Source organism: Kribbella koreensis, assembly GCF_039525325.1.
GTDB lineage: Bacteria > Actinomycetota > Actinomycetes > Propionibacteriales > Kribbellaceae > Kribbella > Kribbella koreensis.
This window is the reverse complement of sequence record NZ_BAAAHK010000003.1, coordinates 268,128-289,057: the sequence shown is the minus strand read 5'-3', so window position 1 is coordinate 289,057 and position 20,930 is coordinate 268,128. Positions and strand designations below refer to the sequence as shown.

Below are 20,930 nucleotides of genomic sequence, written 5' to 3'. Positions count from 1 at the left end.
CTGGTGGTTGGTTGTCACCCCCTAGGCGTGACAACCAGCGGAACACCGTGACGTCACTCGTCACACCTCAGCGTGGCTTGGTGAGGTCTTCCATGATCACGAAGGCATCGGATTCGCCGAAGGTGCAGAGCTTGCTGGAGGTGGGAATGAGGCCGCCGCCCACGGACAGTTCGCCGCCTTCGCGAACGACGACGGCGCCGTTCGGAGCGACGATCTCCAGTTTGCCGTCGGCGGCGTAGCGGGCGGTGTAGCCGGCCGGCCAGATGAGTGGGGTGCGGTCCTTCGAGCTCGCCCGGGAGTCGGCCGGGATGAGGTACGGGCAACCCTCGGGAGTGACGCGCAGTACTCCGGTCTGCAGAGCTTGCAGTTCGCCGTCGCCCGGCTTCCAGGACGAGGTCGGGATGGTGACCGGCCTGCTGGACGGCGGGCTGCTCGCCACTTCGCTCTTGCCGACGTCGGAGGCGTTGACTGCGAAGACGACCGCGGCAGCAGCCACGAGCGCGGCGGCGACGCCGGAGGCGAGCCAGGTACGACGGCGGCGGCGTACCGGGCGTACTGCTCTGAGACCGAGGTCGTGGATGACCTCGGCCCGATCGCCCGCCTCGGCCAGCGTCGCGCGAAGCTCCTGCTCGAGCTCTGTCTGGTTCATCGGTTGTGTCCTTCAGCCGGGTCGTGCGCTGCTCTGAGAGAGGCGAGTGCCTTGCTCACGCTCGCCCGGGCGGTGGAGTCCTTGATCCCGAGCAGGGTCGCGATGGCGGCGTAGTCGAGGTCTTCGTAGTACCGGAGGATGACCACGGTCCGCTCCCGCGTCGGCAGCGTCGCGAGCATCTGCCACATCGCGTCATGCTCGACCAGCGCCAGCGATGGGTCGGGCTCTGGGTGGCCGACGTCGTCCAGTTCCGACGGTGTTTCGTGGGAGGAGCTGCGGCGGGTGGTCGCCAGGTAGGCGTTGACGAGGATGCGGCGGACGTAGGCATGAGGGTCGTCCATCGCGCGGACGCGTCGCCAGTGCCGGTAGGCGTTCATCAGCGCGGTCTGCGCGAGGTCTTCGGCGCGATGGTGGTCGGCGGATAGGACGAGGCCCAAGCGCACCAGTTGCTGCCCGCGGGCGGCGACGTACTCGTCGAACTCCACCGTTTGTCTCCTGGGTTCCGGGGCCTTTCCTCTTCAAATGCCGTGGGTACCACAAAACGCTGCTTCGCCATGTCCAGGAAGTCTGAACGCCGCTATCGTCGCCCGGGTGCTGAACGTGCTGGCCGAGTTGGGCTCGGCGAGTTGGTCGGGTGAGGAAGCAGTGCGGTACGAGGTCGCACTGGAAGGCGCCGCTCAGGTGATCGGGTGGTACACCGAGCTGATCGCGCGCGAAGAAACAGCCGGTACGCCGGACCGCGCGGCGCTCGCCGATTGGCGCGAGGCCCGGCAGATGTGGGCTGTCAGGCGGCGCGAGCTGACGCCCTTGAATGTGGACGAGGTCGCCGCCATCTACTCCGACGGCGAAGACCTACTGGCCGAACCCGATGAAGACCCACCAGACCTGGCGCCGAGGTCTGCCGTGAGGGGTCCGCTCTCCGATGACGAGAGCGAGTTGATCGGTACACCACAGGCTCAGCCGATCGTCGTGATCGTGGTCGGTGAACCCGGTGACGGCAAGGCGTCGATCACCGCGCTCGCCCGGGAGGTCCTGAACCGTCGCGGCCGTCCGGTCGTGATCGACCCCGATCGCCGGACGGCCGGCGCCACCCGTTACGTCAGCGCCCGGCGCTTCGATGTCGTACTCGAGGCGCCGGCTGATTTCGAGCAGGCGGCTCGTGAGTTCAAGGCCGCCGGCTATCAGGTGGAGGTCGCGATCGTCGCGGTGGCAGATGCGGTCAGCCGCTTCGGCGTACAGGATCGCTACCTTCGTGCGCTGGAGGCCTACGGCTGCGGACGCCTAGCCGGTGATGAACAACCCGTACTCCGAGCAGCCGATGCACTCGATCGCGCACAACTCGCCGACGTGGTCGCCGTACTGCGGCCGAACGGCGACCTCCTCTATGCCAACCAGCGAACCGCCGACGGCCGCTGGCACCGACAACCCGCCGGCGCGGAAGCGATCGCCGCAGAACGCAATCGCCCCTGGACCGTCCTCGAGTCACGCCTCTTCCTGGAAGCGGTCGCGACATTCGAGGACCGCGGCCGCTCAGCGCCTGTCGCGGAGATCCGTCGACAGACCGTCGAGGCCGCCAGAGCAGTCACTGCTCTGGCGAGACCTCTCCTGCACCCGGACGCGGTGACACTACAGATCGCCACCGCAGGAATAGCGGCTCCTTAGACCCCGTGCTCGTTGCCCTGCCGGCGCTGACGACCCGAGAAGTCCTTGACCACGCGACCCCTCGGATCGACGACCTTGTCGCCGACCAGGCCCCCACCGGAACCGGCGGCCTTCTTGGCCTTGCGGCCGGACTGCCAGCCACCCTGCTCCGGATCCTGCGCCTTCTGCTTTCCCTTACCCCACGCCATCGCGGCATCCCTTCGGCGGTAGTGACGGTGGATGCTATTGCCGCTGGGAGAGGCCGGACAAGAGTTCAGTCGCCTGGAGGCAACATGCGCAGATTGCGTCATGGGCGCATACTGGAGACCTGATGGAGCCTTCCCGCGCGACGACGCGTCGTCACCTGTCCACGAGTCCTTTCAAGCCCCGGGTGCCCGCCCCGATCAAGACCTTCGAAGAAGGTGACCGGGTGTCTCACGACAAAGAGGGCATGGGCACGATCAGTGCCGTCGAGGGCACCCACGCGGTGGTGGTCGACCTGGGCGGCGGCAAGCTGCTGCGGGTCCTCTCCCCGTTCGACAAACTGCACACGCTCTGACCCGTTAGGCCCGGGACCCCGACGTAGATCCTTAGGTGAGCCTAACCTAAGGCTAGCCCGTTCGGGGGTCCCGCGGCCTGATCCGTTCGTCCGTCCCCGGCGAGGAACGGTGGTTGGGTGGCGGGTTTTTGTGCCGGTGGCGTGATGCTTGGCGCCAGCGGTACGCGAACCTGCCATTGGCCGACCTGCAGGAGCCGACCCGGCGCAGTGCGCGATGATGGCGGTCGGCTACGGCAAGGGGAGACCGGCGTGAAGGTGTTCTTGTCTACTGACATGGAGGGGACGGCCGGCGTCGTCGACTGGAGTCAGTGTCGCGGGCCGGGGCAGGAGTACGAGTACTACCGCGGGCAGTTGCAGGCTGAGGTGAATGCTGCGATCGAAGGTGCGATGGCGGCGGGGGCGACGGAGTTCCTGGTCAACGACTCGCACTCGACGATGCAGAATCTGCGGCCGGACGGGTTGCTGGGGCAGGCGAGCTACTTGTCCGGCCGGCACAAGCCGCTGTACATGATGCAAGGGCTCGACGATTCCTTCGATGCGGCGTTCTTCGTCTCGTACCACGGGTCCGCGGGAGCCACGTCGTCCGTGCTGCATCACACGTACAACCCGCGGGCGATCGCCGAGGTGCGGCTGAACGGTGAGGTCACCGGCGAGGCCGGGATCAACGCGTTGGTGGCACTGGCGCACGGGGTGCCGGTGGTGCTGATCTCGGGTGATCAGGTGACGATCGACGAGGCGCAGGCGTTCTGTCCGGGGATCGAGTCGGTGGTCGTCAAGGAGTCGGTCTCGCACAGTGCGGCGCTGTCCGTGCATCCCGAGGTGGCGCGCGAGCTGATCCGGGATGGCGCGGAGCGTGCGCTGGATCGACTGTCCGGCTTCGGTTTGCCCAGTATCACGCGGCCTGCCGAGTTGACGGTCCGGTTCCACCACCAAGCCTTCGCGGAGCTGGTCTGCGCGTTGCGGAACGTCGACCGGCGGGGCGAGCGGGTCGTTGCTCTCAGCAACGATGATCCGCTGGAGCTGTTCCGGAGCTTCATTGCCCTGGTGCTCTTGACGCGAGGGATCACCGACTAGCGATAGGGGTCGTTGTCGATCTCGGTCCGTACTACGGGAAGCGCGGCGCGCAGTTCGGGGATGCCGACCGAGCCGAGTGCCAGCCGGAGGGCGTGCGGCACCGTCGGAGTCGTGGCGAAGGGCTGGGCGGTGGAGACCGCGATGCGCTGGCCGGCCAGGGCCGCGGCGATCCGGTCGGGGCGGGCGTCTTGGGGGAGTGGGAGCCATACGAAGTACGAGGACGGATGACGTACCAGCGGCAACCCGGCCAGTACGTCGGCCGCGATGGATTGGCGGAGGCGGGCGTCGTCGCGCTTCTGGGTCTCGAGGCGTTCGACCGTACCGTCGGTCAGCCAGCGGGTGGCGATCGCCGCTGTGATGGCAGGCGTGTGCCAGGTGGTCGCCCGGATGGCGCGCTCGAGCGCCGGTACCAGCGCCGTGGGAGCGATGACGAAGCCGATCCGCAGACCGGGCGCGATGCTCTTCGACAGCCCTGAGACGTAGACCGTGAGGTCGGGTGCGAGCGTCGCCAGTGGCGGTGGCGCGTCGTCGGTGAGGTAGGCGTAGGAGGCGTCTTCGATGATCGTGACGTCGTACCGGGAGGCGATGGCGACCAGCTGAGCGCGCTGGGAAGCGTCGAGCACCCAGCCGAGCGGGTTGTGCATGGTCGGCATCGCATAGACGGCCCGGACGCGGCGTCGCCGGCACAATTGGTCGAGCGCGTCGAGGTCGGGCCCATCCCCGGTCACCGGCAAAGGCGCGAGCTCCAGCCCCAACGTGCGGGCGAGCACGATGAACCCGGGGTAGGTCAGCGCATCGACCGCGACCACATCGCCCGGCTGGAACAACGCCATCGCCGCCACTGTCAGACCGTGCTGAGCGCCGTTGACGATCAGGACGCGCTCGCGGCCGACGTCGAGTCCCCGCCGCCGCAGATGGTGGGCAACCGCGGCTCGGTCCTGTACCCGCCCGCGATGGGGCTGATAGCGCAGCAACGCTTCGAGATCGCCTGCGGTGGCGAGATCCCTGAGGGCTTGGCGCAAGAGGTCGGCCTGCCCGGGGATGGCGGGGTAGTTGAAGCTCAGGTCGATGGCGTCGACGGCGACCTCGCGCTGATCGACATCGTCGCCTGTGGCGGCCGCGAGATCCCGTACGAACGTGCCCCGGCCCTGCTCGGAGCTGACCAGGCCCATCGCCTCCAGTTCGGCGTACACGCGAGAAGCCGTCACCACCGCGATGCCCTCGTCAGCCGCCAGCCGGCGGTGAGTGGGTAGGCGATGCCCGGCCGGCCACCTGCCGTCGCGGATCTGCGCCGCCAGCGCATCGACGACGCCCTTGTACTTCGGGACTCTCATCCCCGCATTGTATGCAGGACAATTTCTGGATCGTCATGGATCGAGGCTCCTACCGTCGACCTCATGCACATCGCGATCCTGACCTTCGACGGCTACAACGAACTCGACTCCCTGATCGCCCTCGGCATCCTCAACCGGGTCAGCGAACCCGGCTGGCGGGTGTCGATCGCCGGCCCGGCGCCGCGACTCCGCTCGATGAACGGCGTCACCATCGACGCCATGATCGACCTCGACGAGGCCTGCACCGCCGACGCCGTCATCATCGGCAGCGGCAGCAAGACCCGCGAGGTGGTCGAGAACCCCGCCATCATGACCACCCTCAGCCGCCTGAACCCCAATCGCCAACTCTTGGCAGCCCAATGCTCCGGCGCCCTGGTCCTGGCCAAACTCGGCCACCTGGCCGACGTACCAGCCTGCACCGACCTCACCACCAAGCCCTGGGTGATCGCCGCCGGCGTCGAGGTCCTCAACCAACCCTTCTACGCCCGAGGCAACGTGGCCACAGCCGGCGGCTGCCTAGCCTCCACCTACCTAGCCACCTGGACCATCGCCCGCCTCCACACCCTCGAAGCCGCCAGGACCGCCATGCACTATGTAGCCCCGGTCGGCGAAAAGGACGAGTATGTCGAGCGTGCGCTGGCGAACGTGACTCCATACCTCGAACACCACGTGCTGCAGCAGGGCCTTGCTCTGGGGTGATCAGCTCTGGCTGTTCAGGTACAGCCTGGATCTGTTCCGGCAACCACCTGAGTGAAGCAGCACACGATGTCGGGGTGCCGGTGCTGGGTCCGTGGTTGTAGAAGACGACCGTCGACGACCCCGACTCGAACCCGCTGCCTTGGACTGCTTGGCGGCTTTGGACTTAGTGGCCGCACTCAGCGGTACGACGGCGCCGAGCGAGGATGCCAACCAGCGTTTCATGCTCTCCCCCTAGCGCTGATGCGATTGAGGATCCCTCCAGCGTCGGGCAAACGCCAGGGGTCGAGGTAGCGCCTGCTGGATCGGATGGCGGACGAAGTGCAGTGGGGTAGTGGACTTCGGCGAGAATCGAGGGCATGAGTACAACTGCGGAGGAGTCCTATCGGTTGCGGTATGGGGCGGGGTTCGAGGTGCCGGGGGAGTGGAGTGCGGTGCTCGAGCAGCAGCTGGCTCATCGGTCGGTGCGGGGGTATCGGGCGGAGGCTGTGAGCGACGAGACGTTGGCGGCGCTGGTGGCGGCCGCGCAGTCGGCGCCTACGTCGGGGAATCTGCAGTTGTGGAGTGTGGTCGCGGTTCGGGATGACGGGCGGCGGGCGCGGCTCGCGGAGTTGGCGGGGGATCAGCAGTTCATTGTGGATGCGCCGTTGCTGCTCGTCTGGCTGGCGGATCTGGCCCGGGCTCGGCAGGTGACCACCGAGATCGGCTCGGCGACCGCGGAAGGGGCCGACTTCGTCGAGGCGGCGTTGCTGTCGTTCATCGACGTCGCGCTCGCGGCTCAGAATGCTTCGCTGGCGGCGGAGTCGCTGGGGCTGGGGACGGTGTTCGTCGGTGCGATCCGCAACCGGCCGCTCGAGGTCGCCGAGGAGCTGGGGCTGCCGCCGAATGTGTTCCCGGTCTTCGGGCTCACGGTTGGTCACCCGGAGCTGGGAAACGAGGCGGCGGTGAAGCCGCGGCTGCCGCAGCAGGCGGTGCTGCATCACGAGCAGTACGCGTTGGAGCCGCAGCTCGCCCATGTCGAGGCGTACGAGGAACTGCTCAACGCCTTCTACGCGACCGCCGGCCTCCCGGGCAGCTGGGTGAAACGGGTGGCCCACCGCTTCGGCAGCGTGGCCGGCCTCAAGGGCCGCGAACACCTCCGCGGCGCCCTCCGGACCCAGGGCTTCGAACTCCGCTGACCGGCGGCTCCACGCTGGGGTCAACAACTGTTCACCTTCGGGGGTAGTGACGTCACCGGAAGTTGGTGACAACGTGGTCAGGTAGTCCGTCACATTGTTCCGCCGCCACGGAGTCCGCTTGATGAAGAAGTCGTCCCCTGCTGTCCGCGCCCGGGGAATCGAGAAGTATTTCGGTGAGGTCGTCGCTCTCGACGGCGTCGAACTGGAGGTCGAGCAGGGCCAGATCCACGGCTTGGCCGGCCCGAACGGCGCCGGCAAGACGACGCTCCTCGGCCTGCTGCTGGGACTGGCCGTCGCCGACAAAGGAAGTCTCCAGATCCTCGGTACGCCGGTAGGCCGGGCGCTCGCCGCACCCGCCGGAGTCACCGGTTTCGTCGACGGCCCCGGCCTGTACCCGTCCCTCACCGCCCGGAAGAACCTCGCCGCGCTGGCCGAGCTCCAGGGCCGCAACGCTCGCACGGCCGGCATCGACGAGGCGCTCGCCGACGTCGGGCTGACCGACGTTGCGGACGACCGCGTCCGTGGCTTCTCGCTCGGTATGCGGCAGCGACTCGGCCTGGCCGCCGCGCTGCTCAGCAAGCCGCGGCTGCTGGTGCTCGACGAGCCGTCCAACGGCCTCGACCCGGCGGGCAAGCGGCACGTGCACGGCGTACTGACCCGGCTCGCGTCCGAGGGGACCGCGGTCGTCATGTCGAGCCATCGCATGGACGATCTCGAGACGCTGTGCTCCGAGGTCACCATCCTGTCGACCGGACGTGTCGTCTTCTCCGGGCCGCTGAGCAAGCTGGCCGCTGAGAACGGCGAGTTGGAGTACCGGCTGCTCACCTCCGACCCGGAAGCCGCCCGGAAGGTGGCAGGCGAGACGGCCGGCATCCGTACCGCCGACGCGGCCGGAGGAGTGGAGCAGGCGTGGTTCGTGGTGCGGGCGGAGGTACCGGCTCTCGACGGGCTGGTCGTCCGGCTCGTCCAGGCGGGGATCGCGATCCGCGAACTCGCTCCCGTGGTGTCACCCCTTGAAGCAGCCTTCCTGGCCCTGACCGACCAGGCCGCGACCGAGCAGCAGGAGAACTGATGACCGCGACCGTCGCCGACGTCGCCCCGGAACAAGCCCCGGCACCAACCACAGCACCGGCCGCAGGTCGCGTGTCCGTGGCTCGTGGCTATCGCTTCGAACTGGTGAAGCTCGTTTCGCAATGGCGCGTGCGCTTGCTGGTGATCGCGTGCTGGATCGCCCCCGCCGTCTTCGTCGCCGCGGTGAGCCAGCAGGGCTCGCTTCCGGTCGACACGTTGTTCGGCCGCTGGATGCACGCGACCGCCTGGGCCGGTCCGCTCGTCACGCTCGGCTTCGCCGGTACCTGGGCCTTGCCCCTGTTGACCTCGATGATCGCCGGCGACGTGTTCGCCTCCGAGGACCGGCTCGGCACCTGGCGGCATCTGCTCGTCGCGGTCCGGTCGCCCCGCCGGATCTTCATCAGCAAGGCTCTCGCCAGCCTCACCGTCATCCTGATCCTGGTGGCCGGCCTCGTCGGCGGCAGCTCGGCCGGCGGGCTCGTTGCGGTGGGCAATCAACCGCTGATCGGCCTCGACGGACACCTGCTGTCCTCGTCGGATGCGGCCGGTAAAGTCCTGCTCGCTTGGGTCTGCGTGCTCGCCCCGACCTTGGCGCTGGCCGCCATCGGCCTGCTCGGGTCGATCGCGCTCGGCCGCTCGCCGATGGGGCTGCTGGTACCAGCGATCGTCGCCCTGGTGATGCAGCTCGCCCAGATGCTGCCGATCCCGGTCGCCTTCCGGCTCGCCTTGCCCGGGTACGCGTTCATCGCCTGGAACGGCCTGTTCACCAGCCCGACCCAGGTCGGTCCACTGCTGATCGGCATCGTCGTCAGCCTGGTGTGGGCCGTGGTCGCGACAGCCCTGGCCTACCTGCTGTTCCTCAGACGCGACTTCACCAACCTCACCGATGACGGTTCCTCACGCCGAGCGATCTGGCTCGGGGTCCTGCCGCTGGCCGCCTTGCTCGCGGTCACCACCGGCGTGATCGCGCCGGCGACGGGTGCGACCGGATCGGGCATCACCCAGGACAAGGTGCAGCAGTCGGTGGCCACCGCCTTCGCGCACCTGTACCGGATCCAGGCCAAGCAGCTGAACCGCGCCGACGTCACCGAGGAGCAGCTGAAGACGACGGCGGCCTGTACGAAGGGCGGCGGCCAGCTCGACGCCGAAGGACCGGGCAACGACTGGCGCTGCGTGGTGACCTGGCATCTGCCTGGCATCGAGGCCGCCGGCTCGGCCATCTACCAGCTCGACCTCACCCCGAACGGGCGCTACGTCGCGGATGGCGACGGACCGAAGGAAGTCAACGGCTACTTCCTGGTGCAGACGCCCGCCGGCGATCAGCCGAACCCACTCTGGCAGTTCGACGCCAATGTCGAACTGCTTTCCACCCGCTAGAAGGGAAGCTCCATGCAAGTAACCCGCCGAAGGCGCGAGCAGCGAGGCCCTGGCCTCGCCGCTCGGCAAGTCGGCCGACGGATCTCACGGGTGACAGCGGGTACCACCGCTGTCGCCGTCGTGGCCGCCGGTACCGGCGTCGCCGTCGCCAAGACGGACATGTTCGGAACGGAACAGGTCGGCCAGGTCACCGAGAAGGGTCAGGTCGTCTCCAGCGACCAGTACATCAACCCGATCGGCGAGCGCCTGGTCATCAACAACGGCAAGATCATGTCGTCCGAGGTCAGCCCCGACGGCAAGCACGTCGCGGCCTCGATCACGGACGGCGGAATGGCGCTGGCCATCGTCGACCTGTCGACGTGGAAGGTGCAGCAGCTGATCGGCAACAACGCCGCGGCGAACCTGCGCATCCCCGGCAACGACATCGGCCAGGAAGGCCCCACGTACTCGCCCGACGGTTCCCAGCTCTGGCTGGGGCAGACCGACGGGTACCGCAAGTTCACGGTGAACCCGGACGGCAGCCTCGCCAACCCGACGTTCGTGGCGATCCCCGCGGACGGCGCAAAGCACGCGCTGGCCGCCGAGCCGGTCTTCTCGGCCGACGGATCGACCGTGTACGCCGCGGTGAACGGCCAGAACCGGGTGGTCGCGATCAACGCGGCGACCGGAGCCATCACCCAGAGCTGGGCCGTCGGCAACGCGCCGCGCGACCTGGTCAAGGTCGGCGACAAGCTGTACGTCAGCAACGAGGGCGGACGCCCCGCGTTGCCGGGTGAGCCGACGATCAACTCGTACGGCACCCAGGTACTGGCATCGCAGGTGACCGCGGCCACCACCAGCGGCACGGTCAGCGTCATCAATCTCAACGCGCCGGGCGCGCCACCAGCGAGCATCGACGTGGGCCTCCACCCGACCGCGCTGTACGCCAAGGACGGCGCACTCTTCGTCACCAACACCGCGACCAACGACGTCTCGGTCATCGACACGGCCAAGGACAAGGTCGTCCAGACGATCGCCACCCAGCCGTGGCCCGAGGCGTCCGTGGGCTACGAGCCCGACGCGGTGACGTTGACCGACGACGGTCACCTGCTGGTGACACTGGGCCGCGCCAACGCGGTCGCCGTCTACAAGTACACGTCCGCGCAGGAGCCGGTCAGCTACATCGGCCTGCTTCCGACGGACTACTTCCCGGCGGAGATCACGACCGTCGGCGACGAGGTGCTGGTCTCCAACACTCGCGGTATCGACGCCCTCCGCCCGACGACGGCTGCCGGCCACGGTACGCACGACACGACCTCGAGCCTGCAGCGGTTCAAGCTGCCGGGTGACCGCGAGATCCGCAACGGCACGGACGCGGTCTTCGAGCAGAACGCCTGGACGAAGAGTTCGGTCCGCGTCGGCGAGGGCAACAAGAAGCCGGTACCGGTCCCGAACCGGCTCGGCGAACCGTCGACGATCAAGCACGTCTTCCTGATCGTCAAGGAGAACCGGACCTACGACCAGGTGTACGGCGACATCCCGGAGGGCAACGGCGATCCCGCGCTCGCGCAGTACGGCGAGAATGTGACGCCGAACCAGCACGCGCTGGCCAAGCAGTTCGGGCTGTACGACAACACCTACGACATCGGCACGAACTCCGCCGAGGGTCACAACTGGCTGATGCAGGCCGACAACCCGGAGTACACCGAATCCTCGGCCGGTGAGTACCTGCGCAGCTACGACACCGAGGACGACGCTCTCGGGCACCAGCGGACCGGGTTCATCTGGACCGGTGCGCAGGCGGCCGGCAAGACCGTGCGCAACTTCGGTGAGTTCCAGCAGTTCCTCACCAAGCCGGCCGGCGCGAGCTGGCAGAACCTGTACTGCGACACGAAGAACATGGCGTCGACCGGTGCCAAGACGGCGTACCCGCTGATCTCCTCGTCGCCGATCCCGTCGCTCAACGACGTGTCGGTGCCCGGCTTCCCGAAGTTCGACACCTCGGTGCCGGACATCTACCGCAACGAGATCTGGAAGCAGGACTTCGAGAAGAATGGTCCCGCGAATCTGAACATGTTCTGGCTGTCGAGCGACCACACCGGTGGCCCGCCGAACGGAGCCGCCCAGGTCGCGGACAACGACCTCGCGGTCGGCAAGATGGTCGACACCATCTCGCACAGCAAGTACTGGAAGGACTCGGCCATCTTCGTGGTCGAGGACGACTCGCAGGCGGGTCTCGACCACGTCGACGGGCACCGGGCGCCGATCCAGATCATCAGCCCGTACGCCCAGCGCGGCGTCGTCGACAACCGGTACTACACGCAGATCACGATGATCCGGACGATCGAGCAGATGCTCGGCATCCACCCGATGAACCAGAAGGACAGCGCGGCGAGCCCGATGACGGCGGCCTTCACCACGACGCCCGACTTCACCCCGTTCACCTACCTGCCCAACCGCACCTCGCTGACCGCGGGCCTCAGCGCCGCCAACCTGCCGTCGTGTGGCGCGGACGTTCCCGCGGCGCAGAACCCGGCCGTGGCGCCCGCACCCAAGGCGGCGGTTCCGGCCGACAAGCAGGAACTCGCGGCCAAGTGGGACATTTGGAAGTCGCAGCAGAAGCTGACCGGTCCGGAGGCTCGGGCCGACTTCGCCAACCCTGCCCAGATGAACCACTTCGACTGGTACCAGGCGCACGAATGGTCCAAGCCGTACCCCGGTGAAGACCAGCTCTACGCCCCGGAGAACGTCCCGGGCGCAGCAATCCCAGCCACCGAGAACGACGGCTGATCCACACCGTACGAACGAAGGGCCCCTGCTCCGGCAGGGGCTCTTCGCCTTTGTCCGGTGGTCGTGGCCGGCTCGCCTCAGCCGCCGAGGGTTTTGAGGAGGGTTCGGACGGCTTGCTTCTCGGCGTCGGGGTTCTTGGTCTCGCGGACCGAGGTGAAGACGGCGTCGTTCTGGCCGTCGATGAAACCCCAGGCCTTCTTGTCCAGCTTCTCGAGCTTGGGCTGGTCGTCGTCCCAGGCCTTCTCGTAGCTGTCGACGGCCGTGTTGAGGGCGGACTGGTCGTTCTTGGTCAGCGCGGTGTCCATGCCGGCGACCAGGGCGCGGAACTGGGCGACGTCCTCCTTGGGGAAGTTGGCTGTCGACTGGGCGGGGGTGAGGTTGGCGTTCGCCGCGGGGTTGGGGCCTTCCTTCTCCGCGGCGGCGTTGGTGTGGGGCTGGGCGGAGGCCCAGCTGAGCAGCGAGCCGGCCGCGATGGTCGCCACGGCCATGACGGCGATCAGGGGGAGTTCGCGGGCCGGGCGGTGGTACTTCGGCGTACGGGCGGCGCGGTGGCCCTCGATGACGTCGCTCTTGGTGAAGGTCAGGTAGACGACGGTCGCGAGGATCGCGCTGAGGAAGATGAGGCTGGTGACGAGCGTGCCGAGGCCGAGGCCCTGGTCGGGGATCTTCGGAGCGGCCAGCCAGTCGCCGAGGTTGGCGCCCAGGGGGCGGGTGAGGATGTAGATGAGCCAGAAGGCCAGAACTGGGTTGGCGCCGAGGCGCCAGCAAGCGGTGACGATGGCGATGAGGGCCAGGGGGAGCAGGACCGAGGTGCCGGGGCTCCAGCCGGTGAGTTCCAGGGTCCAGTCGCCGGTCGCGGTGCCGAGGGCGAAGGTGACGAGGACGGCGAGCCAGTAGAAGGCCTCGCGGGGGAGGGTGATGATGCTGTGGATGGAGAGGGTGCGTTCGCGGGCCCACCAGGTGCCGAAGACGGCGGCCAGGGCGACGGCGAAGACCGAGGAGCTGAGCCAGAGCGGTACGCCGAGTTGGTCGGTGAGGATGTCGGTGTAGAGGGTGCCGGTGACGCTGACCACCACGACGGTGGGCCAGTACGCGGCCGGCTTGTACTGCCTCGTGCTCAGTTGCCAGCCGAGGACGATCGCGAAGACCACGGTGAAGATGACCGCGGTCGCGACGAGCCCGACGCCGAGCTGCAGGTTGATCCAGTCGGCGAAGCTCTCACCGACCGTCGTACAGAGGATCTTGATCAGCCAGAACCAGATGGTTACCTCGGGCACCTTGTTCAGCAGTGCCCGCGGTACTGCTGAACGGGTCGCGGCATTGGTAGTCATGCCGGCCGACCGTACGGACCTTGCGCTGAGCATCCGCTGAGACTGCGAGCCCGGTCGGTCCGCCCGGTTTCGAGTTCGCCTGGTTAGGCTGCGAAGGTGAAGATGCCGGGGTTCGTGCGGCGGGCCGGGGTGCGGGCGCGGTCGACGGCGGCCGCGCTGGTGGTGGTCGCTGTCGCGTTGGCGATCGGGGCGGCGGTGTTGCTGTTGTTGTTGCAGCGGACGCTGATCACGAGTGTTGCCGATCAGGCGGAGTCGCGGGCTTTCGACGTTGCGGGCCAGGTGGCTGAGGAAGGTGAGTCGGGGCTGGCGAAGGAGCTGGTCGAGAACACCCGGGCGACGCAGTTGATCCAGGTGGTGAACGCGCAGGGCAAAGTGGTTGCGGTCTCGTCGCAGATCGCGGCCGGTGCGCCGTTGACGCAGACCAGGCCGGCGGCCGGTCAGTTCGTCCGTGACGACGTCGGCGAGATGCCGTTGCTGGATGACGACAGCCCGTATCTGATTGTTGCCCGGGGCACTGAGTTTCACGGGGCGCGGTACACGGTGATCGTGGCGTCGTCGGTGGAGACCCAGCGGGACACGATCACCACCGTTACGACGTACCTGTTGATCGGGTTTCCGTTGCTGTTGGCGCTTGTCGGTGTCGCGACGTGGGTGCTGGTGGGTCGCGCGCTGCGGCCGGTCGAGCGAATCCGGTCGCGGGTGCACGGGATCGGGGTCGGGCAGCTGGCCGATCGGGTGCCGGTGCCGGCGGCGGGGGATGAGATCGCCCGGCTGGCGGTGACGATGAACGAGATGCTCGATCGGTTGCAGTCGGGGCAGGAGACGCAGCGGCGGTTCGTCGCGGACGCCAGTCATGAGCTGCGGTCGCCGATCGCGAGTCTGATGGCGGCGCTGGACGTGGTCGAGGCGGACGAGACCGGTCAGTCGGCGCGGGAGTTGCACCAGGTGATGCAGGCGGAGACCGAGCGGATGCGGCGGCTGGTCGAGGACCTGTTGCTGCTCGCGAAGGCCGACGATACGGGCCTGCGGATCCAGCGGACCGATGTCGATCTGGACGACCTGGTAGGCATCGAGTTGCGCCGCTTGCGGGCCGCCAACGGCGTTGCGGTGGAAGCGGTGGTACCGCCGGTGCGGGTCAGCGGCGACGCGGCCAAGCTCAGTCAGGTACTGCGTAATCTCGCCGACAACGCGGTCCAGGCGGCTCACGGCAAGGTGCGATTCACCCTCTCCGAAGAGGCCGGTACCGCGACCGTGACCGTCGAGGACGACGGCGACGGCATCCCGCCGGAGGAGCGGTCGCGGGTGTTCGAGCGCTTCGTCCGGCTGGACGCGAGCCGGGCTCGCGGCAGCGGCGGCTCCGGACTCGGGCTGGCGATCGTCCGGGAAGTCGTCCGCGGCCACGGTGGGACGGTCGAGGTGAGCGAGTCGCCGCTGGGTGGGGCTCGGTTCGTCGTCAGGCTTCCCGTGGCCGGGTGAAGTAGGCCAGCAGCGAGACGAGTGCGAGCCACGTGACGGCGACCGTCCAGCCTGCGAGGACGTCGGTGGCCCAGTGGTACCCGAGATAGACGCGGCTCAGCCCGATGCCGATGCTCATCAGCCCTGCGGCGACTACGAGGGCGGTTCTCGCGCCGTACGAGCGGAGGCCGACCCAGAGCAAGGCGGCCAGCGTGACGAAGAAGACCGTCGAGTTGAGGGTATGGCCGGAGGGAAAGGCGAAGCCGGTGTCGACCGGGCCGAGGACGAAGGTGACGCCTGGGCGCTTGCGTTCGACGAGCGCTTTCAAGCCGGCGGTCAGCGCGGCCGATCCGGCCATGGCGAACAGCAGCAGGGCGGGCGCGCGCAGGCCGCGGGTCCATCTCCACAGGAGAAAGGCCGCGATCAGCATCAGCGTCACGAGGACGGGCACGTCGCCGACGAAGGTGAGGGAGAGGGCCAGGACGGTCAGCGCCGGGGTCCGGTCGGAGACGATGTCGGCGGTGAACCCGGGGTCGAGCGCGGCGAGGCCATCCGATTCGGTCGCCCCGTCGGCCAGACCGATCACTGCGATGGCGCCGGCCACCGCGATCGTGGCGCTCGCCACCGGTACGGCGTACCGGACGGCCCTGGCGCCGCGAGGCGGGCGAGCGGTCGAACAGTTGCGCGCCGAGCTGCGGAGGATGGTCTTCGGGTCTTGCCTGATCGTTGCCATCAGCCACCGTCCGGGTCGAGGCGGTAGCCCATGCCGCGGACCGTCTCGATCGCCCGGCGGCCGAAGGGGGCGTCGAGTTTGAGGCGGAGGTAGCGGATGTAGACCTCGACGACGTTGGGGTCGCCGTCGAAAGCTGGGTCCCAGACGCTCTCGAGGATCTCGCCCTTGCTGACGGTGTCGCCGCGGTGCCGCATCAGGAACTCGAGCAGGCCGTACTCGCGTGGCGTGAGGGTGACTTCGCGGCCGGCGCGCTCGACCCGGCGCCGGGCCGGGTCGAGCGTGAGGTCGCCGGCCACCAGAACGACGGGGCGTTCAGGGCCGCCCCGCCGGATCAGGGCCCGCAGCCGGGCGACCAGTACCAGGAAGCTGAACGGTTTGGTCAGGTAGTCGTCGGCGCCGAGATCGAAGGCGTCGGTCTGGTCGTACTCGCCGTCCTTCGCGGTCAGCATCAGCACCGGCGTCCAGACGCCACGCTCGCGGAGCTGTTCGAGCACCTTGTAGCCGTTCACCCGGGGCAACATGATGTCGAGGACGATCACGTCGTAGTTGTGCTCGCTCGCGGCCCACAACCCGTCCTCGCCGTTGTGCACCACCTCGACCACGAACCCGGCGTCGCTGAGCCCCCGCCGAACCGTCTCGGCCAGCCGCTCCTCGTCCTCCACCATCAGCACCCGCATACCGCCAGTCTGTCCCCACCCCGCTGAGAATCAGCTGAGTGACGCGGGCTCAAGCGTCCCGGCGGCCGATCAGGACCACGGCGAGGGCAAGCGAGACGAGCACGTAGACGGCGCTGATCGCTCCGGCCGTGTGCCGGATGACGGCCGCCAACCCTAGGCCGAGGAGCGTCAGCGCGACGAGATAGACACCTGCTCCGAGTACTGCGCGCTGCGCGGCGCCGTCGCTGAGTGAGACGTTGACGTGTGCGCTGCGCAATCCCTGCTGGGCGACGAGGAAGCTGACCAGGGACATCAGCTCACCGACCACCAGGGCGACGATCGTGAGCACGGCAGCTTTGGCGGCCAAGACGAGCCGGCGCCGGGTTTGCACGGTGAAGGTGGTCCTGATCTGGCCGGTCGTGTACTCCGGACTGATCGCGAGCACCTTCCGTTCCGGTCTGGTCAGCGCAGTCTGAGCGAGGCGAAGAGGTCGTCGGTCAAGGCGCCGGGGGAGCGGCCGTGTTCGACGAACCATTCGTGGCCGAGGGCTCGGCGGAAGAGCCACGGCGGGAGTTTGAGGAGGAGGGCGAGGGTGCGGGCGGTGTCGTCGGAGGTCGTCTGGCTGGCGTGGGCCTCGAAGGAGCGGCGCTTGGCATCGGCGTACTGGCGGACGTCGATGCGGTGGGTCAGGTACTCGCGGGCGGTGTAGGCGGTGGCGTAGTCGGCGGCGTGGATGTCGGGGAGGATGCCGGGGACTGCCTCGACGAGGCGGATCAGGCGGCGAATCAAGGTGCGGTCGATCGTTGCCTCCAGCACCAAAGGGGTGGCGGCCAGGCGGGCGGCGCGGAGGCCGGCGGTGTGGACCTGCTTGTGGTCGGGGTGGCCGTAGCCGCCGGCGGGGTCGTAGACGGTGAGGGCGTCGGCGTGTTCCTGGACCAGTAGGTCGGCGAGTGGGGCGGCTGCTTCGTCTGTGGGCAGAGCACTGAAGGTGCCGGGGCCGGGTGTCGACGAGCGGGACCAGCCGGAGTCGCGGAAGCCGAAGCGGACGACGCGGGCGCAGCCGAGGGCTTCGGCGGATCGGTCGAGTTCGTCGCGGCGGTGGGCGGCGAGATCTTCGCGGTACTTGGCTGAGGCCGCTCCGGCTTCCCCGTCGGTGGCGACCGCGAGCACCACGCGATGCCCCTCGGCGGCGAGGCGCGCGAGGGTGCCGCCCGTCAGCAACGCCTCGTCGTCGGGATGCGCGTGGAAGGACACCAGCGTGTAGGCCACCTCACCACCATGGCACGTGGTTGCCCACAGCCCGAACCGCTCTCAGCGCCCTCTCAGCGACCTGCTCCGACGATGAACGGACAACGCCCGTCCGTGGAACAGGATCGCGATGAGCACACCCCGGCGAACGATCACCTCGGTACTGACCGGCGCCCTGACGATCGCCCTGGTCGTCCTGCTGCCCCGTGCCGTCGGTACCAACTGGTCAACCGTCGGTACGCTCCTCGGCCACCTCTCGCTCCCGGCCATCGCCTTGCTGGCCGTCGTGTGGATCGCGGGTTTGTGGTCGCATTCGTTCGTCCTTGCCGCATCCCTGCCCGGCCTCACCAAACGCCGCGGCCTGACCCTCAGCCTCACCGGCAGCGCGGTGGCCAACGTCCTGCCGCTGGGAGGAGCCGCCGGTACGGGCCTGAACTTCGCGATGACCCGACGCTGGGGCTTCACCTCCGCAGCCTTCGCCGGCTTCCTCGCCGTCACCACCCTGATCAACGTCCTGGCCAAACTCGGCGTGATCGCCGTCGCACTGGCCCTGGCCCCGATCGTCAACGCCGCAACGGCATTGCCGATCGGACACACAAGCATCTTGCCGGTCGGCCGGGCCGGCGTTCTGCTGGTGCCGGTGCTCGTCGCGCTGGCCGGTGTCTTCTGGTTCCTCGCCAGCGAGCGCGCTGCGGCATCGGCGGGCCGCGTGCTGGACCGGGCCTTCAGCCGCGTACTGGGCCGTGTTTTGAGGCGCGTGCGGAGACGCGGTGACCTGGAGCGTTCGCTGCCGGCTCTGCGGACCTCCGTCCTTGACGTCTTTCGCGGGGGCTGGCGGCCGATGACCGGTGGGATGGTGGCCTATCTGCTGTTGCAGTTGGCGCTTCTGTGGTTGTGTTTCCGGCTCTTGGGGACCTCGCTGAGTCTGCCGGTGCTGATCACCGGGCTGGCGGTCGAACGATTGCTGACGCTGATTCCGATCACGCCCGGCGGTGCTGGTGTCGTCGAAGTGGGCACGGTGGCGGCGCTGGTCGCGATGGGCGTCGATCCGGCCGCGGTGACGGCGGGGATCGTGTTGTTCCGCGGCTTCACGTACCTGCTGGAGATTCCGGTCGGGGGAGTGACGCTGGCCTGTTGGCTGCTCGTCAATCGCAAGCCGGCGGTGGCGGCGTGAGGATCGCACTCGTCAGCGATGTGTACCTGCCACGGCTGGGCGGGATCGAGTTGCACGTGCACGATCTCGCCGTCCAACTCCGGCAGGCGGGCCACGCCGTCACCGTCTTCACCGCGACCCCGGCCGACTCCCCGGCCACCGACGTACCGGTATTACGGCTGCCTTCGCTGGCCGGCGTACCGACGTCCATCGAGGCCCTCCGACTCGCGCTCGCTTCCGGCGAGTACGACCTCGTGCATGCGCACACCTCGTTCTTCTCACCACTCGCATGGAACGCGACCCGGCTCGCGGCCGAACTGGACCTGCCCGCTGTCATCACCCTCCACTCGCTGCCCGCACCCGACGGCGTGCTCCTTGCCTGGCTGCTCGCGCATGTCGATCGCGACTTCGGTCCCAGGGTGCGGTGGACTGCCGTCAGCGAGGCAGTGGCTCGTCGCCTGGGCAAGGTGCTCCCGCATCGGCCGATCGCCGTACTCCACAACGGCATCGACCCGGTGCCCTGGCGGCAATCTCCGGTGGCCGACCATCCGCTGACCGTCGTCAGCACGATGCGTCTCACCCAACGGAAACGGCCCGACGCACTCCTCAGAACTCTGCAGCAGATTCGTCACCGGGTACCGGCCGGGATCCCGCTGCGAGCGGTGATCATCGGTGCCGGTCCACGTGCGGCGGCCATCACCGGAGCAACCAGGCGTCGCGGCCTGGACTGGGTCGAGCTGCCCGGGCGGTTGACCCGCTTCGAGATCCAGCAGCTTTATCGGTCGGCCGATGTCTACCTGGCTCCCGCCGAGCTCGAGTCGTTCGGAGTAGCCGCTCTGGAGGCTCGGTGTGCTGGTCTGGCTGTCGTGGCGATGGCGTCGGGTGGTGTCGGTGAGTTTGTCCGCGACGGTGTCGAGGGGTTTCTGGTCGACAGTCACCAGGCGATGGCCGAGGTCACCGCCGAGCTGCTCACCGATGCACCGCTGTTGCGGAAACTCCAAGCGCACAACAGATTCAGCGATCCGGTGATGACGTGGCCGACGGTGATCGATCAGCACATCGCCTGTTACCGCGCTACTCAGCCTGCTCTCAGCGCCGGCTTCCTACCGTCGACGGCATGATGAATCTGCTCGACCCGCACAGCCTGCTCTCCCAGCTGGGTCCGTGGGCGGTGCTGCTGGTGATGTTCGCCGAGACAGGTCTGCTGATCGGGTTCTTCCTCCCCGGTGACTCGCTGCTCTTCACCGCCGGTCTGCTGACCACGACCGGCATCCATCTGAACCTGCCGCTGACGCTGGTCTTCGCGCCGCTCGGTGCGGTGCTCGGAGCCCAGGTCGGCTACCTGATCGGCCGCAGGTTCGGCCCGGCGATCGTCGAGCGACCGAGACTCGAGCGGGCGGCCGAGCGGGCGGCCGAGCGGGCGAGAGAGCACTTGGAGTCGTACGGCGTCGGCCGGGCGGTCGTGCTGGCCCGGTTCATCCCTGGCGTCCGTACGGTGATGAACCCACTGGCCGGAACGTTGCGGATCGACGCCAAGGCCTTCGCGCGCTGGCAGGTCGCGGGTGGTGTGGTGTGGACGGTCGGGCTCGTGCTGGCGGGTCATCTGCTCGGGTCGCAGATCCCGGGGGTCGACAAGTACCTGCTGCCGATCATCGCCGTCATCGTGATCGTCTCGCTCGTACCGGTCGGAATCGAGTTCCTCCGCCAACGCTCCCCGGCCGACGGTATGACCGCCGAAGAAACCTCATCGTGCTGGACATGACCGCCCGCGACCGGGTGTTGTCGTTCGATGAGCTCAAAGGTGTTGTGGTGGTCGAAGCCGGTGTGACGCTGGGCGAGCTGATGCACCAGGTACCACCGCTGGGCTGGGCGTTGCCGCTCCTGCCCGGCCACGCCGGGTGGGATGGGGCTGGATCCTCGCAGCCGACCTACCGGCGCGCTGGCTCCACGACGGCCGCACCCTGAGCACGCTCGACTCGATGGTCGCCGAGGCAGGCGGCCGCGTC

22 protein-coding genes are annotated in these 20,930 nt (G+C 68.3%); 13 read left to right on the top strand and 9 right to left on the bottom strand.

Going from position 1 to position 20,930, the window contains the following annotated elements; all coding sequences use genetic code 11:
• Nucleotides 1–67 precede the first annotated feature (67 nt).
• A complete protein-coding gene (locus ABD116_RS05235; RefSeq protein WP_343965361.1) occupies nt 68–649 on the bottom strand; it encodes a hypothetical protein in 582 nt (193 codons plus the stop codon).
• A complete protein-coding gene (locus tag ABD116_RS05230) occupies nt 646–1,134 on the bottom strand; it encodes a SigE family RNA polymerase sigma factor (RefSeq protein ID WP_343965358.1) in 489 nt (162 codons plus the stop codon). Before ABD116_RS05230 ends, ABD116_RS05235 begins: the two co-directional genes overlap by 4 nt.
• Before the next feature lie 106 nt (nt 1,135–1,240).
• Between ABD116_RS05230 and ABD116_RS05225 the strand changes: the two genes are divergently transcribed.
• The gene (locus ABD116_RS05225; RefSeq protein WP_343965356.1) at nt 1,241–2,311 is read left to right on the top strand and encodes a zeta toxin family protein; all 1,071 of its coding nucleotides are present in this window, start codon (nt 1,241–1,243) and stop codon (nt 2,309–2,311) included.
• Here ABD116_RS05225 and ABD116_RS05220 read toward each other — a convergent pair.
• Nucleotides 2,308–2,499, bottom strand: coding sequence for a hypothetical protein (locus tag ABD116_RS05220; RefSeq protein WP_343965354.1), 192 nt, complete (start codon nt 2,497–2,499; stop codon nt 2,308–2,310). The two genes, ABD116_RS05225 and ABD116_RS05220, sit on opposite strands and share 4 nt — an antisense overlap.
• Before the next feature lie 221 nt (nt 2,500–2,720).
• Between ABD116_RS05220 and ABD116_RS05215 the strand changes: the two genes are divergently transcribed.
• Together ABD116_RS05215 and ABD116_RS05210 are read left to right on the top strand one after the other, a co-directional pair.
• The gene (locus tag ABD116_RS05215) at nt 2,721–2,849 is read left to right on the top strand and encodes a hypothetical protein (RefSeq protein WP_343965352.1); all 129 of its coding nucleotides are present in this window, start codon (nt 2,721–2,723) and stop codon (nt 2,847–2,849) included.
• A gap of 249 nt (nt 2,850–3,098) precedes the next feature.
• On the top strand, nt 3,099–3,923 hold the full coding sequence (locus ABD116_RS05210; protein ID WP_343965350.1) for a M55 family metallopeptidase: 825 nt from the start codon (nt 3,099–3,101) through the stop codon (nt 3,921–3,923).
• On the opposite strand, the gene ABD116_RS05205 is transcribed toward ABD116_RS05210, so the two are convergent.
• Nucleotides 3,920–5,257: an aminotransferase-like domain-containing protein gene (locus tag ABD116_RS05205; RefSeq protein WP_343965348.1), complete on the bottom strand. Its 1,338-nt coding sequence runs from the start codon at nt 5,255–5,257 to the stop codon at nt 3,920–3,922. The two genes, ABD116_RS05210 and ABD116_RS05205, sit on opposite strands and share 4 nt — an antisense overlap.
• Nucleotides 5,258–5,320: 63 nt before the next feature.
• On the opposite strand from ABD116_RS05205, the gene ABD116_RS05200 reads away from it, so the two are divergent.
• The 5 genes from ABD116_RS05200 (at nt 5,321) to ABD116_RS05180 (ending at nt 12,348) form a co-directional block, all read left to right on the top strand.
• Nucleotides 5,321–5,956 carry a DJ-1/PfpI family protein gene (locus ABD116_RS05200; RefSeq protein WP_343965345.1) on the top strand — a complete coding sequence of 212 codons (636 nt, stop codon included), beginning with the start codon at nt 5,321–5,323 and terminating at the stop codon, nt 5,954–5,956.
• Between the two features lie 356 nt (nt 5,957–6,312).
• Nucleotides 6,313–7,131, top strand: coding sequence for an NADPH-dependent oxidoreductase (locus ABD116_RS05195; protein ID WP_343965343.1), 819 nt, complete (start codon nt 6,313–6,315; stop codon nt 7,129–7,131).
• A gap of 121 nt (nt 7,132–7,252) precedes the next feature.
• Nucleotides 7,253–8,203, top strand: coding sequence for an ABC transporter ATP-binding protein (locus tag ABD116_RS05190; protein WP_343965341.1), 951 nt, complete (start codon nt 7,253–7,255; stop codon nt 8,201–8,203).
• Nucleotides 8,203–9,579: an ABC transporter permease gene (locus ABD116_RS05185; RefSeq protein ID WP_343965339.1), complete on the top strand. Its 1,377-nt coding sequence runs from the start codon at nt 8,203–8,205 to the stop codon at nt 9,577–9,579. Before ABD116_RS05190 ends, ABD116_RS05185 begins: the two co-directional genes overlap by 1 nt.
• A 90-nt stretch (nt 9,580–9,669) precedes the next feature.
• Nucleotides 9,670–12,348 carry a bifunctional YncE family protein/alkaline phosphatase family protein gene (locus ABD116_RS05180; RefSeq protein ID WP_343965337.1) on the top strand — a complete coding sequence of 893 codons (2,679 nt, stop codon included), beginning with the start codon at nt 9,670–9,672 and terminating at the stop codon, nt 12,346–12,348.
• A 77-nt stretch (nt 12,349–12,425) separates the two neighbouring features.
• Here ABD116_RS05180 and ABD116_RS05175 read toward each other — a convergent pair whose 3' ends face one another.
• Complete coding sequence (locus ABD116_RS05175) at nt 12,426–13,679, bottom strand: COG4705 family protein (RefSeq protein WP_343965334.1); 1,254 nt, start codon at nt 13,677–13,679, stop codon at nt 12,426–12,428.
• Between the two features lie 102 nt (nt 13,680–13,781).
• On the opposite strand from ABD116_RS05175, the gene ABD116_RS05170 reads away from it, so the two are divergent.
• Nucleotides 13,782–15,155: a sensor histidine kinase gene (locus ABD116_RS05170; RefSeq protein WP_343966582.1), complete on the top strand. Its 1,374-nt coding sequence runs from the start codon at nt 13,782–13,784 to the stop codon at nt 15,153–15,155.
• On the opposite strand, the gene ABD116_RS05165 is transcribed toward ABD116_RS05170, so the two are convergent.
• The 4 genes from ABD116_RS05165 to ABD116_RS05150 are packed head-to-tail and all read right to left on the bottom strand — an operon-like array spanning nt 15,133 to nt 17,792.
• Nucleotides 15,133–15,867 (bottom strand): phosphatase PAP2 family protein, encoded by a 735-nt coding sequence (locus ABD116_RS05165; RefSeq protein ID WP_343965332.1) that lies wholly within the window; start codon nt 15,865–15,867, stop codon nt 15,133–15,135. The genes ABD116_RS05170 and ABD116_RS05165 overlap by 23 nt on opposite strands.
• Nucleotides 15,867–16,544, bottom strand: a complete 678-nt coding sequence (locus ABD116_RS05160) for a response regulator transcription factor (protein WP_343965330.1) — start codon at nt 16,542–16,544, stop codon at nt 15,867–15,869. The genes ABD116_RS05165 and ABD116_RS05160 overlap by 1 nt, the downstream gene beginning before the upstream one ends.
• A 49-nt stretch (nt 16,545–16,593) precedes the next feature.
• Nucleotides 16,594–16,968: a hypothetical protein gene (locus tag ABD116_RS05155; protein ID WP_343965328.1), complete on the bottom strand. Its 375-nt coding sequence runs from the start codon at nt 16,966–16,968 to the stop codon at nt 16,594–16,596.
• A gap of 17 nt (nt 16,969–16,985) precedes the next feature.
• Nucleotides 16,986–17,792 carry a PIG-L deacetylase family protein gene (locus ABD116_RS05150; protein ID WP_343965326.1) on the bottom strand — a complete coding sequence of 269 codons (807 nt, stop codon included), beginning with the start codon at nt 17,790–17,792 and terminating at the stop codon, nt 16,986–16,988.
• A gap of 109 nt (nt 17,793–17,901) precedes the next feature.
• Here ABD116_RS05150 and ABD116_RS05145 point away from each other — a divergent pair, with 109 nt between their 5' ends.
• The 4 genes from ABD116_RS05145 to ABD116_RS05130 are packed head-to-tail and all read left to right on the top strand — an operon-like array spanning nt 17,902 to nt 20,889.
• Nucleotides 17,902–18,945: a lysylphosphatidylglycerol synthase domain-containing protein gene (locus ABD116_RS05145; protein WP_343965324.1), complete on the top strand. Its 1,044-nt coding sequence runs from the start codon at nt 17,902–17,904 to the stop codon at nt 18,943–18,945.
• Nucleotides 18,942–20,045 (top strand): glycosyltransferase family 4 protein, encoded by a 1,104-nt coding sequence (locus ABD116_RS05140; protein WP_343965323.1) that lies wholly within the window; start codon nt 18,942–18,944, stop codon nt 20,043–20,045. Before ABD116_RS05145 ends, ABD116_RS05140 begins: the two co-directional genes overlap by 4 nt.
• Nucleotides 20,042–20,686: a DedA family protein gene (locus tag ABD116_RS05135; protein ID WP_343965321.1), complete on the top strand. Its 645-nt coding sequence runs from the start codon at nt 20,042–20,044 to the stop codon at nt 20,684–20,686. Before ABD116_RS05140 ends, ABD116_RS05135 begins: the two co-directional genes overlap by 4 nt.
• Complete coding sequence (locus tag ABD116_RS05130; protein ID WP_343965319.1) at nt 20,683–20,889, top strand: hypothetical protein; 207 nt, start codon at nt 20,683–20,685, stop codon at nt 20,887–20,889. Before ABD116_RS05135 ends, ABD116_RS05130 begins: the two co-directional genes overlap by 4 nt.
• Nucleotides 20,890–20,930: the final 41 nt, after the last annotated feature.